General features: G+C 32.1%; 12 protein-coding genes. 6 read left to right on the forward strand and 6 right to left on the reverse strand.

The genetic code is table 11. The annotated features are described in order from the left end of the window. Positions 1-216: 216 nt before the first annotated feature. The 5 genes from N5E64_RS08255 (at position 217) to prfH (ending at position 5,835) form a co-directional block, all read left to right on the forward strand. Positions 217-780 (forward strand): glycosyl hydrolase 2 galactose-binding domain-containing protein, encoded by a 564-nt coding sequence (locus tag N5E64_RS08255; RefSeq protein ID WP_219035377.1) that lies wholly within the window; start codon positions 217-219, stop codon positions 778-780. Next, positions 705-2,696, forward strand: coding sequence for a glycoside hydrolase family 2 protein (locus N5E64_RS08260; protein WP_407933292.1), 1,992 nt, complete (start codon positions 705-707; stop codon positions 2,694-2,696). The genes N5E64_RS08255 and N5E64_RS08260 overlap by 76 nt, the downstream gene beginning before the upstream one ends. A gap of 357 nt (positions 2,697-3,053) precedes the next feature. Further along, complete coding sequence (locus tag N5E64_RS08265) at positions 3,054-3,815, forward strand: hypothetical protein (protein WP_125350038.1); 762 nt, start codon at positions 3,054-3,056, stop codon at positions 3,813-3,815. 2 nt (positions 3,816-3,817) lie between these two features. Then, positions 3,818-5,209, forward strand: coding sequence for an RtcB family protein (locus N5E64_RS08270; RefSeq protein WP_125350039.1), 1,392 nt, complete (start codon positions 3,818-3,820; stop codon positions 5,207-5,209). Further along, the gene (gene prfH, locus N5E64_RS08275) at positions 5,209-5,835 is read left to right on the forward strand and encodes a peptide chain release factor H (protein WP_260392007.1); all 627 of its coding nucleotides are present in this window, start codon (positions 5,209-5,211) and stop codon (positions 5,833-5,835) included. Before N5E64_RS08270 ends, prfH begins: the two co-directional genes overlap by 1 nt. Positions 5,836-5,865: 30 nt before the next feature. On the opposite strand, the gene N5E64_RS08280 is transcribed toward prfH, so the two are convergent. The 6 genes from N5E64_RS08280 to N5E64_RS08305 form a co-directional block, all read right to left on the reverse strand. Beyond that, positions 5,866-10,704 carry a DNA repair ATPase gene (locus tag N5E64_RS08280; RefSeq protein WP_280036979.1) on the reverse strand — a complete coding sequence of 1,613 codons (4,839 nt, stop codon included), beginning with the start codon at positions 10,702-10,704 and terminating at the stop codon, positions 5,866-5,868. Positions 10,705-10,791: 87 nt separating this feature from the next. After that, entirely contained in the window at positions 10,792-12,876 is a 2,085-nt protein-coding gene (locus N5E64_RS08285; RefSeq protein ID WP_125350041.1) for a flotillin family protein, read from the reverse strand. Positions 12,877-12,975: 99 nt separating this feature from the next. Then, the gene (locus N5E64_RS08290; protein WP_125350042.1) at positions 12,976-13,668 is read right to left on the reverse strand and encodes an OB-fold-containig protein; all 693 of its coding nucleotides are present in this window, start codon (positions 13,666-13,668) and stop codon (positions 12,976-12,978) included. A 19-nt stretch (positions 13,669-13,687) separates the two neighbouring features. Then, positions 13,688-13,885 (reverse strand): DUF4177 domain-containing protein, encoded by a 198-nt coding sequence (locus tag N5E64_RS08295; RefSeq protein WP_125350043.1) that lies wholly within the window; start codon positions 13,883-13,885, stop codon positions 13,688-13,690. 69 nt (positions 13,886-13,954) lie between these two features. Then, positions 13,955-14,659: a PspA/IM30 family protein gene (locus N5E64_RS08300; RefSeq protein WP_125350044.1), complete on the reverse strand. Its 705-nt coding sequence runs from the start codon at positions 14,657-14,659 to the stop codon at positions 13,955-13,957. Between the two features lie 12 nt (positions 14,660-14,671). Continuing rightward, the gene (locus N5E64_RS08305; RefSeq protein WP_115001905.1) at positions 14,672-15,064 is read right to left on the reverse strand and encodes a molecular chaperone Tir; all 393 of its coding nucleotides are present in this window, start codon (positions 15,062-15,064) and stop codon (positions 14,672-14,674) included. Positions 15,065-15,157: 93 nt separating this feature from the next. On the opposite strand from N5E64_RS08305, the gene N5E64_RS08310 reads away from it, so the two are divergent. Then, a complete protein-coding gene (locus tag N5E64_RS08310; RefSeq protein ID WP_114997774.1) occupies positions 15,158-15,817 on the forward strand; it encodes a helix-turn-helix domain-containing protein in 660 nt (219 codons plus the stop codon). Positions 15,818-15,838: the final 21 nt, after the last annotated feature.

Here is a 15,838-nt window from a genome sequence, read left to right on the forward strand (position 1 = left end):
TCCGCTTGATCTTGATTGTACAAATCGGTTGAATAATCAGTTGCTTTTTTCTGAAATTCAAATATAGCCGAGTCAACCTAAGTTTAGCATATTCATTATTCCCATAATTAACGAAGCCTATATTATGTATTCAACAAAAGAAATTGTTTTTAATAATCTCTTTTGTGTTTATATGAATTTTAAACCTAATTTTATCCTTATGAAAATCAGCACAAAATGAGGAGATTACTATTTTTTGTTATTACTTTTTTTACATTTATTCAACTTTCTGCTCAAACGACTCGAAATTTGAATTTAGAGAATTGGACTTTTCAACAAAAAGGAGATTCAAAATGGCTGAAAGCTGAGATTCCTGGTTCTGTTCATACCGATTTGATGTTAAATAATATTATTCCAAATCCTTACAAAGACGTTAATGATGCAAAAGTGCAATGGGTAGAAAACGAAGATTGGAACTACAAAACTTCTTTTGATTTGACTGAAGCCGAACGAAAAGCGCAAAATATTCAGTTAAAATTTAATGGATTGGATACATATGCAAAAGTTTTTCTGAACGGAAAATTAATTCTGGATGCGAATAATATGTTTCGAATTTGGGAAGTTTCGGTCAAAGATTTACTGAAAGATAAAAATAATTTGCTCGAAATACAATTCAAATCGTCGCCTAATGAAGGAAAACGATTAGCAAATCTTCTTCCATATAAATACCAGAAGGTGAGCGTGTTTTTACTCGAAAAGCGCAATATCAGTATGGTTGGGATTGGGGACCAAGATTGGTAACGGTTGCGATTTATAAACCAATTGAACTTATTTCTTGGAATAATTTAAAACTGAATGACTTGTCTTATGAAATTGTCAAATTGGATAAAAATCAAGCGAAAGTAAAGTTTAAATTTATTATCCAATCGGAACAAAATACAGCTGTAGAAATTAATTTTAATCAGAAAATAATCACTCAAAAATTAACCAAAGGAATTAATCATTTTTCGATTGATGAAACGATTCACAATCCAAAATTATGGTGGCCAAATGGAATGGGCGAACAGTATTTATACGATTATCAATTCAAAATTAAACAAGGGAATGAACAGATATTTAAGTATTTAAAATTTGGTTTACGTACGATAGAATTGGTACAAGAAAAAGACGAAGTTGGCTCTAGGTTTTATTTTAAAGTGAATAGGGTTCCAACTTATATAAAAGGTGCAAATTATATTCCGCAAGATAATTTTGTTTCACGAGTTTCAAAAAATGATTATGAAAAGTTGATAAATAGTTCGGTTGAAGCCAATATGAATATGATTCGTATTTGGGGTGGTGGAATTTATGAGGACGATTATTTTTATGAATTATGCGACGAAAAAGGTTTGTTGGTTTGGCAAGATTTTATGTACGCTTGTGCTTTTTATCCTGGCGATCAAGATTTTCTTCACAATGTAAAACAAGAAACAATTGATCAAGTGAATCGCCTAAAAAATCATACTTCTATTGCGCTTTGGTGTGGAAATAATGAAATTGATGAAGCGTGGAAAAATTGGGGATATCAGAAACAAATGGGCTGGTCGAAACAAGATTCGTTGAGTATTTGGAAAGATTATCAAACGACTTTTCATTATATTATTCCGAATGTTTTAGATTCGATTTTACCAAAATCAGAGAATCGCTATTGGCCGTCTTCACCTTCGGTTGGTTGGGGAAGAAAAGAAAGTTTGACGCAAGGAGATTCGCATTATTGGGGCGTTTGGTGGGGAATGGAATCGTTTGAAACGTATGAAAAAAAAGTTCCACGTTTTGCTTCTGAATATGGTTTTCAAGGAATGCCAACGTTGAAAACGGTGAAATCAATGTTTTCTGAAAAAGATACATTGAGTAAAAATTCTGCAATAATTTTAGCGCATCAAAAACATCCAAAAGGTTGGGAAACAATCAACGAATATATGCAGCGAGATTATGTTGTTCCGACCGATTTTGTGCAGTATAACTACGTTTCTCAATTGTTACAAGCACGCGGAATTCAGTTGGCAATTGAAGCACATCGACGTGCAAAACCTTATAATATGGGAAGTTTGTATTGGCAATTGAATGACGTTTGGCCAGTAACTTCGTGGTCGTCTTTGGATAAATTAGGAAATTGGAAAGCGTTACATTATCAAGTGAAAAGAAGTTTCGAAAATGTGCTAATTTCAGTAGAAAAAGAAGAAAATGTGTACAAAATTTATATCGTAAATGACTTATTGAAAGATTTGAAAGGAAAAGTAAAATTTTCTGTGGTAGATTTTAATGGAAATAAACATTGGACTAATGATAAAGATGTAATTATTTTATCAAATTCTTCAACCAAGATAATGGAATTAACTGATGAAATTTTGAAAGGAACTTCTTCAACTAAAGCTTTTCTTCGAATTGAATTTGAATCAAATGGAGAAAAGTATTCGAGAAATTATTTCTTCGAAAAACCGAAAGATTTAGCTTTAACAAAATCAACAATTAAAATCAAAAAGATCAGTCATAACCAATTCGAAATTTCGACAAATGTTTTGGCAAAAGATGTTTATTTACTTGATGAAAATAATCAATTTGATGATAATTTTTTTGATTTAATTCCGAATGAATCTCGTATTATTAGTGGAAAAAACACAATTCAGAATCTAAAAATTTATTCGTTGTATGATACAATGAATGTTAAAAATCAATAATATTTTTCTCCCTATTTTTAGTGAAATTTCACAAAGGATTTGGAAATGTGAATTTTATTGACTTAAATTTGCACTGATAAAAATCATAACGTATAACAATTTAATAACGAAGAAATAAAATGTTCAAAGAAACGACATATCAGTTTTTAGCTATTGCAACAGATTTTGCAATGAGCATTCTTCGTGCTTATAAATCGTAAATAATTTACTTATTATATCAAAAGCCCGGAGGATTCTTCGGGCTTTTTCTTTTATTATTCCATTCTAGATTCAGAATAACTTCTAAAAACTTCCGAAGAAGAAATAGTTAGCGCTAATTATTTCAAAATAATTATTTGCAATTAAATAATCCATTTTATGGAAGATTCAATTTTCTTTTCTACTCAATTACGAACAAAAAGAGCGAGGAAAAGAAGTGTAAAAACAACGAAAGAAAAAAATGTAAGAGAGAAATATAAACGTCAAAAAGAAATTTTTAAAGAACAAAAAGAAATTCCGCTTGTTCTTTTAAAAGAGCCGTGTCAAAAAGGTTTTGAGCGATATTTTGTATTGAGAGAAGATATTAAAAAAGAAAATGAGATTGAGTTTTTTACTCAAATTCTAAAGAAAATAAATACTTCTCAATATGCAGAAACGCGAAAGTTTGTAAAAAAACGAAAACGAAACGGAAAGCGAATTTATGTTCAGAGAATTCAAGAGTTGAAACAATTGCAACCTTACGAATATTCAGGTCCGTATTCAATTTTGAATGATGAAGAACGTCTATATTTTGTGTGTATTCAGGTGTATGATCCCAAGACAAAACGTTTCAAAGGAATTTATGAATTTCTACAACCGTGGCGTTTTCGATTGATTATAAAACCAAATATGATTACGTATTACAAACCGCTTGATATTGATTTGAAGCGCGAAGAAGCGCAAATCGATCATTTTTTTGACAAGTATAAAAATCAAGGAATCCTTTTAAAGAAAATAGTTGGAGGAGGGTATTCGTATGAACGAAAACCAAAATTTAAAAATCCTTTTACAAAAAGGAAATTTTTTAATAATAAAAATTTAGCGATTGAAATCGCTGAAATGCTGATGGAAAAAGAACATCAGTTATCTAAAAGATATTAATCATGGGAAATAAAATCTCTGGAAAGGACTTTATAAAAATAGGCTTTCCAAAAAATAATTCGATCAATATTGCAATTGGGCAAATTCATCGATACAGAAAAAAAGAAAAGAAACAAACGATTATTAACGAAGCAAAAGAAGTTTTACTTGAGCCAGAAAAATACATCGGTCACGGAATTTGGGGAAAAGTTGCGGAAGGATTAATAAAACCAGTTGAGGTTAGATTACAAGAATTAAAAACAACGCGTTCACCTTTTTCGATTTTTGGAGAAAATGAAATTGACGAGCAAGCAAAATTTCAATTATATGATGCATTGAAATTGCCAATTTCGGTAAAAGGAGCTTTGATGCCAGATGCGCATTCGGGGTATGGATTGCCAATCGGAGGTGTCTTAGCGACGGATAATGCGGTGATTCCTTATGGAGTTGGTGTGGATATTGGTTGTAGAATGAGTCTTTCGGTTTACGATTTGCCAGCTAGTTTTTTGAAAGGAAAATCGCATAAATTGATTCAGATTTTGCAAGATCATACCAAATTCGGAATGTATGAAACGCATAAACTAAAAGCGGATCATGAAATTTTTGAACGTTCTATTTTTGATGAAATTCCAATCTTGAAAAGTTTAAAAACAAAAGCTTATCAACAATTAGGAACTTCTGGTGGAGGGAATCATTTTGTTGAATTTGGGATTGTGAAATTAGATGAGGTAAAACCTGAATGGAACTTGATTCCAGGAGAATATTTGGCTGTTTTATCGCATAGTGGTTCGCGTGGTTTGGGTGCAAATATTGCAAAACATTATACGTATTTGGCGACGAAACAATGTCCACTTCCGAAGCAAGTTCAGCATTTGGCTTGGTTAGATTTGGACACGTACGATGGCCAAGAATATTGGGCAGCGATGAATTTGGCTGGCGAATATGCCAAGGCTTGTCACGATGATATTCACCGAAGAATTGCGAAAGCTTTGGGAAAACGTATCGTTTTTAACATCGAAAATCATCACAATTTTGCGTGGAAAGAAATGGTTGAAGGAACGGAACGAATTGTTCATCGTAAAGGAGCGACGCCAGCTGGAAAAGGAATTTTAGGAATTATTCCAGGTTCGATGACCGCGAACGGTTACATTGTTGAAGGTTTGGGAAATGAATTGAGTATTAATTCGGCTTCGCATGGTGCGGGACGAAAAATGTCGCGTGCGAAATGTAAATCAACAATTACTAAAAGTTTTATGAATTCACAATTGAAAGATGCAGGAATTGAGCTGATTGGCGGAAGTGTAGATGAAGCACCTTTGGCATATAAAAACATAAAAACGGTGATGAATTTACAGACTGAATTAGTGAAAGTGTTGGGAACTTTTACACCGAAAATTGTACGAATGGATAAATAATGATGAGGAAAAAAATTATTCAACTTACATCGGGTAGAGGACCAGCGGAATGCAATTTTGTGGTGACTAATGTTTTTAAAAAGTTTTCGGAAGCGTGCACAAAATCTGAAATTAAGTTTGACATAATTGAAAGAGAAATGGATAAAGATTTTCATCAACTTTCATCTGTGATTATAGAACTTGAAGGAAATGATTTAAACACGTTTTTAAAAACTTGGCTTGGAGCAATTTTATGGATTGGTAAAAGTCCATACCGAAAATTTCATCAACGAAAAAATTGGTTTATTGGTTGTTTTGAATTAGAAATTCCGAAAGAAAATTCAATCAATCCGAATGAAATTATATACCAAACAATGCGAAGCTCTGGAAATGGTGGACAAAATGTAAACAAAGTAAATTCGGCTGTTCGTGCGATACATCAACCAAGTGGAATTTCAGTTGTTTCGATGGATTCGCGTTCACAACATCAGAACAAAAAAATTGCAACAACTCGTTTGTTATTGAAATTACAAGGATTTGAAACCAATAAATTGAAGGACTTGGTTCAAAAAAAATGGAATAATCAAACGTCTATTGCAAGAGGGAATCCTGTGAAAATATTCAGAGGAGATAAATTTAGTGAATAAAAAAAAGCCGCTCAATGAGCGGCTTTTAGTTTATTTTTTCAAAATAGCTTGGATAATTCCTTCCAAATTTTCATTGAATTCGAGCAATTGAGCAAAAACTTTATCGTCTTTATTCAAGCCACCGTGTTTGTTATTTTTTACAAAGGTTGCTTTTATCGTTTCCCAACGTTCTTTTTCTTTAGCAGTTATCAAACCTGCAATTTCTTTTAATCGCAACAAATTCGATTCTGTATCTGTTGTCAATGTTTGCGATTCACTTTCGTAATGCGCTAAAATAGTTTCGTTAATTTCTTTTTCGTTCATCATTGGAACAATTTTCGAAACCAATTTTGACATATTTCTGTACGAACCTTGCATTTTGAAAGGCGGTTCCGTTCTGTAATCATCTTGCATTGCTGCGCTCGAAATATAATTTTGATTGACTTTTACGACAATATTTCTAATCTTAATCACATGTTTTAGAACTGCAATAAAATCATCAATTTCTTGTTTCAAATAATTGCCTTCCAAATCCGGAAGTTGTTCTTGATTTTCGGTTACAAAATTTGTTAACTTGTAAAAATCTGTCAAACTTTTCGAAACAATTTTATCCAAATAAGGATTATCGCCTGTCGCATTTTCTATCAAACTTAAGTTGAACAACGTTTCAGTATCACCAATTACATCGCCCAAATTATACACATCTGCACGATTGGCTAACATATCTGGAATCTGAAATTTAGAACCGCTTTCCGTATATGGATTTCCAGCCATTACAATGCAAAAACGTTTTCCACGTAAATCGTAGGTTTTACTTTCTCCTTCGAAAATTCCATCAATTTTTCGCTGTCCATCGGCTAATGAAATAAATTTCTGTAAAAATTCTGCACTCAAATGCTGAATATCGTCCAAGTACAACATTACATTATCAGCCATTTCAAACGAAAGATTTATTTTTTTCAATTCCTCTCTTTCTCCAGAAGTTTTGGCTTCGATTGGATCGATTGACGTAATGTTGTGTCCAATTGTAGGTCCATTTACTTTCACAAAATGTAAGCCCATCGTTTTGGCCAAATATTCCATCAAGGTTGTTTTTCCATAACCTGGCGGTGAAATTAACAACAACATTCCCATGCGCGCAGTGCGTTTGTTTTCGCCTGCTGTTCCCAATTGTTTGGCTAGATTATTTCCGATTAAAGGAAAATAAACTTCGTTGATTAATTTATTTCGAACAAATGATGTTAAAACTTTTGGTTCAAATTCTGCGATTTTTAAATCCTTTTCATAAGCTTTCGAAATTTCTTCTTTTAACTTTTGGAATGATTTAAAATTTGGAACATCAACAGTTGAAAAATGCTCTAATTTAGAAATGATTTCATGATAATTTTGTGTATAAATACCATCAATTATTACGGTATGATTTCCTTTTAAATCTTCAATTATAATAGATGAATTTCCATTTATTAACTGAAATTTATCTTTAGAAAACAATAACATCGTTGCTACTTCATTTACAACATTTCTGTAAGTTGAAAAATTTTCATTTTCATCGATAAAAGAATGAATCCAGTTTTCGATCAAGTAAAATTTTTCGGTTGAAGAAAATTGTTCATCTGCAATCAACGCATTAAAATCATCTGAATTTTTATTTTTCTCTAAGTAATTAATGAATTCTTTTCGAAAATTTTCAGCTTCATTACTCATCGAAAAAGCTTGATATTTTGTGAAAGTTCTAAACAAATAATTGGCAACTTTTTCTGAAGTTGTTATTGTTTTATCCCATTCAGTTTCCCAATTTTCAAAAAGCGATTTGATTTCATTTAGAATATTTTCAAATCGAGTTGAATTCGGAAAATTTTTCAAAATTAATTGAGCCGAATTAATCATTGCATTCAACTTATCTTGCAAATTCTTTTCTAAAGAATGGCAAAAAATTTGAGCAGTTGTACGAGTTGGCGCATCAAATTGCAACACATCTAATTTCGAATTTATGTTGACCAATTCAGTAAAAATTCGAAACGCATCAAAATTGTGAACGCCTTTTATATAACCTTCCGAATAATTTTGTTCAATGATTTGATTGATAAATTTTTCAGCATCAAAATCGTTTTCATTTCTTGCTAAAAAAGCTTGATAAGCTAAATATTCAGCACGATAAACCAATTGATTTTCCGAAACAAATTCTTGGTTCCAAATATCTTGGTAACGATAAATCTCATCGTTTTTAACTTTTTGATAGAAACTTGTACCTGTTAAATGATAAAATAATTCGTTGTTACGATTCAACAATGTCAGCGCTAATTGCTGCGTATTGACCGTAAATTTATTTTGACCAAGCGCAATAATATTTTGCCCATCAACAAAAAGTTCAGTTTTATCTCGTAAAACACGAAGCGTATCTTCTTGCGATTTTTTTAATAGATTTTCAAGGTTTTCGGCTTTCGAAACATCTTTTAAATCCTTCAATTCTTGAATGATTTGACGCATTTTGTCAATCATTAAATCCGAAGAATAAAACGCTAAAATTTCTTCTTTCTCAGAAAAAGTTTTGGCTTTATTTTCGATATTTTTCAAGACGCGCAAGCCAATTTGTTCTAATGAATTGGTGCGTTTGTTGGTTTGTTCAACTAATTGTTCACGTTTCGAATTGAATGCCTTGATAATTTCGTCGCGCTTATCTGCAATTTTCAAGGCGAAATCATCAAAATCAGAAAATTTACTTTCTAATTCTTCAAGTTGAACAATTATTTTTGTATTGTATTCTTCCGTTTTTTCGGCAGTTGTTGATAATTCTAAAAAGTTAACCACACTTTGTTCTAACAACGTGATTTGAGCAGAAAATTCTGCAACAGCTTCTTTGCTTTTTAACGCAGAAGTTTGACGTGTTAATTGGGCACGAACTTCGTTAAGCGAAGCAAAAATGACAGAAATTTTTTCAATAATTTTTGTCGTTTGCGTGGCGTCTTCAATTTTTAAACTGTTCAGAATATCAATCAATAATTCTAATTCTGAGGCAATTTTAAGACAGGCTTCTTCGATAACTTTCGCATCAATGACTTTTTCGATAGAAGCTACTAAGTTTTTCTGTTCAGCAACTTTTTCTTCGTATGGAATTAGTGCTTCATCCAATAAAAGAAACTCAATTGTTTTGGTTGATAAATTTTCGTTTACCTCTTGCAATCGGTTTTCTAATTCTTGAACACGCTCTAAATTGATGTAGCGAATTGAACGTAAATCAATAACTTTTCCTTGAATTTTACGAGCCTCAGCTAAATGTTCAACCAATAAATCCAATTGATTGTACGTTGTGCTATTTACTTTGAAAACGATTTCTTCAATCGATTCTTCCGTTTTTTCTAAGGTTTCTTGCGCAAATTTTTTCTGAATTTGAACTTTAGCAAATTCATCAATCGCTGTATTGGCAACTGTTTTTATTTCTAATAAAGGAACAGCAAGCTCAAAAGTCTCTTGATCATTAATCCAAAAATAGCCATCTACAATATTATTCGCTTTTTTTACAATGTCCTCGTATAAACCTTCGTACGAATCTTCTTTGTTGATTAATTGAATAACCTCCTGAGATTCAGCCATTGCTTTCACAATGTCTTTGTTCCCAATTTTATATAATGGATGATTTGTTTTCTCTGTATTTTCAATCAAACGTTCAACATAAGGTGTTTGCCAAATTTGAACTTGATGATGTCTTGTCGCTTCTTCTTCGGTGCGGAAATAAATTAAACTTCCATCTTTAAAAATCGTAAAACCATTACAAACTATAGGTGTTTCCACAGTTTGTTGAATGATATTGTACGATAAAAGAATGTATGTATTGGTTTCATCTTGATTGAAAATGTACATAAAATCTTCTCCGTTCGGAGAATTTACACGACGGAAAAATTGAAAATGCTCTAAATTATTATTATCGAAAAGATGATACGTTCCGTTTTGTAAATAATAACCATTCGAAAAAATTAAACCTTGATTATCGGGTAACAGAACTGCTGCATCTAAAAGTGCAGGAATGTTGATAACTTCTTTGGTGCGAACATTGTAAATATAGGCTCTGAAATCTTCTTGAAACGGTTTTATTTTAACCGCAATTAGATTTCCTAAATCGGCATAATAATATTCGGCATCGTCTAATTGTTGATCTAAATGTGTCACTTTTTCAGTGAAAATTCCTTTTCCTGAATCCGTATTATCTTCAATTTTAAAAGTAATATCACCACCAATTGCTTCGATAAAAATCTTATCTAAAATAGAAATATGTGGAAACTTTCCTAATCGACGATCATCGATAGAAGTTTTTTGCCATTCAAAATCAAATTGATCTGCTTTTTTTACTTCGTGAATGCTGCGATCATCTTGATAAATTAATTTTCCGTCTTTGATTAACCATTTAAACGCTTTCAAATCTTGTGCGCTTTTACTGGTTTGGAAAACCATGTATAGATAATTATCTGTTCTACGAAATTTAGAAAAGATAGAATCGCGGTAATATTTATATAAATTCTGAAAATCTGTAAAGAAATTCTGATCGTTTATTAAGTCGAGAGGTTGAGGAATAAATTGATTTTCTTGAAACAGATAAATACTAAAAACATCGCTCAACTGAATGTCTGTGCGTAAACCGAAATGTACGTTGTACCCAAAAATACACAACTTATCGAACGCGATAATTCCACGTGAAATACAAGTGTTTTCTGTTGTAATTCTTTGGTTTGCGCTTAATGCAAAATTGGTAGAATTGAATACCTCTTTACGAGCTTCGTTCAATTTCGTTAATCTTTCCGAAAGAAAATCTTTTTGTGTAAGAAGTCTTTTTCGGATGATTTCGTACGCGCCTGCATCAAGCGTTTCGGTAACGTTAATATTTTTTTCTTCTTGCATTAAATTAAAATCTAAAAGGTGATTAAACGTGATGATAAGAGCGATTGAAACGATAAGATTTCAATCACTCTATTGTTGTTTAATGGATTAACCTATTTTTTTATTTGAAACACCTAACTGATTCGCAATTCCGAAAAGAGAATTGATAAATCCTGTGTCTTCGCTGTTTCCAGAAGCCGAAGCAGCTTGCTGTAATTTAATTAATGCCGCAGTAATTGTTAAGTTTTTGATATCGTTTGACGAAATACCATATTTATCGGCAAGACTTCTTACTTTTCCAGCTAAATCGCTTCCGCCATCTTCGTCAATCAATGCATTTTTGATGTCTGTTGCATGTTTAGAATTGTCGATTAAATGATCAAAACCTTTTGCATTCGAAACTTGTTTGACAATATTTTCGAAGAACATCGTTTCTCCACCAACAATGTCAATTTTCGCTGATTTCAATGCAGTTGATAACACCTCAGCTTGCGCTCCAGCAATATCTTTTTGAATGTTGATTTGAGCCAATTCGATATCTTTTTCTTTTTGTAATTGAAGTTTGAACTCTTCGTGCTCTTTTCCAACACCGTCCAATTTCTTCATAGCTTCTGCTTTTTCTTCGATTCCTTTCGCTTCTGCCAACGCTTTTTCACGTACAACTTCTGCTTGTGCTAAACCTTCTTTACGCAATGCTTCCGCTTTTTTCTCGATTACAGACGCTTCTACAGTTCCTTGTTTTTCTTCCGCTTCTGCTTTAGCAACCATTACTTCTGCTTCCGATAAACCAATTGCAGCTTCTTCTTTCGCTTGTGCTTCTGCAATAATTTTACGAGCTTCCGCTTCTTTTGCAGATGCCTCTTTTTTCGCCTCCGCATCAATTAATAACTCTTGCGCTTTGCGTTCTGCAACTTGTTTTTGTGCATCGGCTTCGATAACTTGACGAGCAGCTTCTTGTTCTGCTGCAATTTTAGATGCTTCCGCAGCTTTTACAGTTTCGATTAAACGCTCTTCCGCTTCTTGCGATGCAGCAATAATTCCGGCTTGTTTCTGACGCTCAACTTCTCTATAAACTTCAACGTCTTTCACGCCTTGTTGCTCTTCAATCACGCCTTTTTCTAAAAGAACACGTTCTTTGATAACGCCTTGAATATTTTTTTTCTCCACCTCGATTGATCTTTCTTTATCAATCTGAGCTAAAGTCACAATTCGTTCACGTTCTGTTTGCTCCAAAGCGCGATCTTTTTCAACGCGTTCAGTTTCGATAGCATCAGTACGAACTTTATTTTTTTCTGCGATAATAATTTGACGCAATTTATTTTCTTCTTGAACTGCTAATTGCTCTTCTGTTGTAATACGAACAGATTCAGCTTTTAGACGTTCTTCTTCACGAACTTTTGCAATTTCTGCCTCTTCGCGCGCTTTTATATTTTCGATTTCTCTGCGTTGACGCTCTTCTTTTTCGGCTAATTGTCGCTCTAATTCTAAGATTGCTTCGCGCGCTTCAACGTTTTGTTTTTTGATTACTTTTTCTTCTTCACGACGAATTAAGTTGGCGTTCATATTTTGTTGAGCCGTTAATTCCGTGATTTTTTTAATACCTTCCGAATCTAAAATATTATCAGGGCTCAAGAATTGTAATTCAGTTTGTTCTAAATAATCAATCGCACAGTCATCTAAAATATATCCATTCAAGTCTGTTCCGATGATATTTAAAATTTCATCTCTAAATTCGCGACGAGCTTCGTATAATTCGATAAAATCGAATTTTTTTCCAACTGTTTTTAAAGCTTCTGAGAATTTTGCTTCGAAAATACTTTTTAATGTTTCTGGTTCTGATGCTCGTTCTGTTCCTAAGTTTTGTGCAACATTGATTACATCATTCACCGATTTATTAACGCGAACAAAAAATGCAACTTTGATATCTGCACGAATGTTGTCTTTACAAATTAAACCATCGTGTTGTTGACGAGTAATATCAATTTTCTTAATCGAAATGTCCATAATTTCCATTTTGTGGAAAACAGGAATTACATACATTCCTTTGTTGAAAGCTACTTGCGATCCACCAACACCAGTACGAACGATGGCTTTTCCTTGCGGAACTTTTTTATAGAAAACGCTTAAAACGACGATGAAAGCAATAAAGATGAAAACGATAACACCAACTGCTAAAAGAATAAAATTTGTCATGAGATTTTTATTATATTTTGATTGATTTAGTGAATAATTAAGATTAAAATTTCTTCGATAAGAAACGAAGTAAGTTGAAATATTAGTGTCATAATAGTGTTAAATGTTGTTTAAGGTTATATGTTTGATGACGAAATAATAATGATTTGAAGGCGATTCGTCGGTGATAATAATGGTATCTCCAAAATTAATTTCTTCGCCATTTTGACTTTTGATGTTAAGCGTAATAATATCTTTCTCGATTTGAAATTCCGCAGAGCCTATTTTATCTCCTGTGATTTTAGATTTTGATTTTCCGACTCTTCCGATAAAATCAGTTTCTTCTTCACCATGATAACCTAATTCTGAATACATTTTAACTAATGGTTTAGTGATCCAATGCATCATAAAATAAGCGATGATGAAAACCGGAATTAAGATTAAAACTGAATACAATCCTAATTTGCTTAATCCAAAAACAATCGAAGAAATAATGGTAATCACCCAACTGATAAATTTGAACAAAGTAATAATCACCATTAACGGAACTTTACCAACATTGATGAATTCTAAACATTTTGCCCAAAAACCTGGTTCGTGATGCACGTCTGCATCAGCATCGTGATCAGCGTCAATTTCGTGGTGGGCATCAACATCATTGATGTCTCCGATATGAAAATCAGAATCTGTTCCAAGATCAATTCCGTCACCAGCTAACAGTTGAAATACCCAATAGACAAGAGAAAATCCCATCAAAATGGTCATAATTCCGTTGGCCAATGGATTAAAAAGAAGGTCTAAAATTTCGGTCATTTAGTGTTAATTTTTAATGTTAAATAGCTCTTCTGAATGTATAATAAATAATTTTCGTTGTGCTGTTGATGGAAAGCGGAGTGGAAGTGATTAATTCCCAGCCTTCATTTCCATATTTATTTAGTAAATCATCCAAAAATGTTTTATCTATTTTGATAGAAAATAAGCCAGCGTTAGGCATTATTTCTATTGTTTTGTATTCATATTTAGATGCCATAGTTTTGATTTTTTAAAAGAGATTAATTTACTAAAAATTTTATAGAAATAATTCACTATAAAAAGTGATTTATTCTTGATTTTTCGACTGAATTTTTAGCTTTAAAGCTTCTAATTCATTTTGAATCAAATCACCTTTCAAGGTTTCGTTAATTTCGTCATCAGCGGTTTTCGAATTGTCCGCTAAACTTCCGTAAGCTTGTGCAAGTGCTTCGTCTTCTTCTACTTTGGCTTTCATGCGTTCTAACATGCTAATTGTGCTATTCGCATCAATTTTTGCCATTTGTTTGTTTACTTGTTTTGTGGCATCAGCAACTTTTACACGAGCTTTTAATGTTGTTAATTCATTTTCCCATTTATTAATGTTGAATTTAAGAACCTCAACGTTTTTGTGCACTTCATTTGCAGATTTTTCATGAATAATCACTTGATTTTCTAATTCAGTAATTTCTTCTAACAATTGATTTTTTAAGCTCAAAGCTTCTTTCGCTAAATTTTCGGCTTGTTCAATTGTAATTTCATTTCGCTCAGCTTTTTCTAACAAAAGAATTGCTTTTCGTTCATAATCTGCAGCTTCTTCTTTCTTTTTGTCGACGCTATTTTGCGAACGAATTGCCATTGCTTTTACCTTTGCGTAAGCCTCTAATGATTGATTAAGATCGTCGCGCATTTCGCGAATTCCTTGTTCTGTCATTTTGATTGGGTCTTCCATTTTTTCGACAACCGAATGTATTTCCGCTTGTCCAATTCTAAAAATACGTTTGAAAATATTCATAGTGATATTGTTTTATTGTTTAGAAAATTCGATTAATTGAGCAGAATATTCGCTCATCAATAAGCTCAAAGAGTTTAACGTTGCTTCAAATTCGTTTTGATCAAGATTCGCAACTTGAAGTGTGTAACGATAAATGACTTTGTTTCCGTCTTCTGTTATTGCAAAAGCACCATGAATGATATCGCGATTTTTCATCAACAACGCTTTTAGCATTTCCAGATTATCATTTGTAATTGTAAATAAATACAACTCGAAAATGATAACAGGTGGTGCAATCCCTACAATCAGATTTTGAACACCATCCAATAAATTTTCAATCATAAAAACACCTTCTTTTTCGTCTTTGTAAGTGATGGTGTAATTGATGTTTTGAATAAAATTTTCAATCTTCGAAAAATAATTCATTTTGTTGTTATTAGTGTTTTTTGTAATTTGTTTCCATAAAATTAAACAATTTGCTAAAATAATTAGCAAATAAAAATGTTAAAATTTTAAATAATGACAAAAATTGGTGAAAATATAAAGAAATTAAGACAAGTTAAGAACTTAACTCAGCAAGCTTTTGCTGATTTATTCGATGTTAGTAGAGGGAATATTTCATCTTACGAAGAAAAACGTGCAGAGCCACGAATTGAAACGATTTCTCTAATTGCTAAATATTTTAGCATTCCGATTAGTCATTTAATCGAAAAAAACTTAACAGTTAACGAAATATTACACTTTGATAATTATTTTGAGGAAGCTGATACATTTCGAAATGTTAAAAATTTGAGCGCGATTCCTTTTTTATCACGAGAAATAATTCAGTTAAAAAAAGAATTATTTTCTAATATAGAAAACTATCCGTCGATCTATTTTCCAATCTATAATTCGCATCAATTTATTGCGTTAGAATATTCTTCGAATATCGCTTCACCTATCGATTTTACAGAAGAAGAATCATCTATTTTATTTTTTGAACATTTGGAAGTGGAAAATTTACATTTGGTAAATGATAAGTTTGGTTTGTATTTGAATGATGATGAAATTTTTGTTGGGAAGTTTACTCAACACGAAAATCAATTGATTTTGGAATTAAATCAATGGAAACAAATTATTTTTGATGTTGAAAATATTCAGCACTTTTATCAGTTTTATGCTGTTTATAAGAAGGTTTAGAAATAATTTTTATAAGTAAGA

This window comes from Empedobacter sp. GD03739, from assembly GCF_029843245.1.
Lineage (GTDB): Bacteria > Bacteroidota > Bacteroidia > Flavobacteriales > Weeksellaceae > Empedobacter > Empedobacter falsenii_B.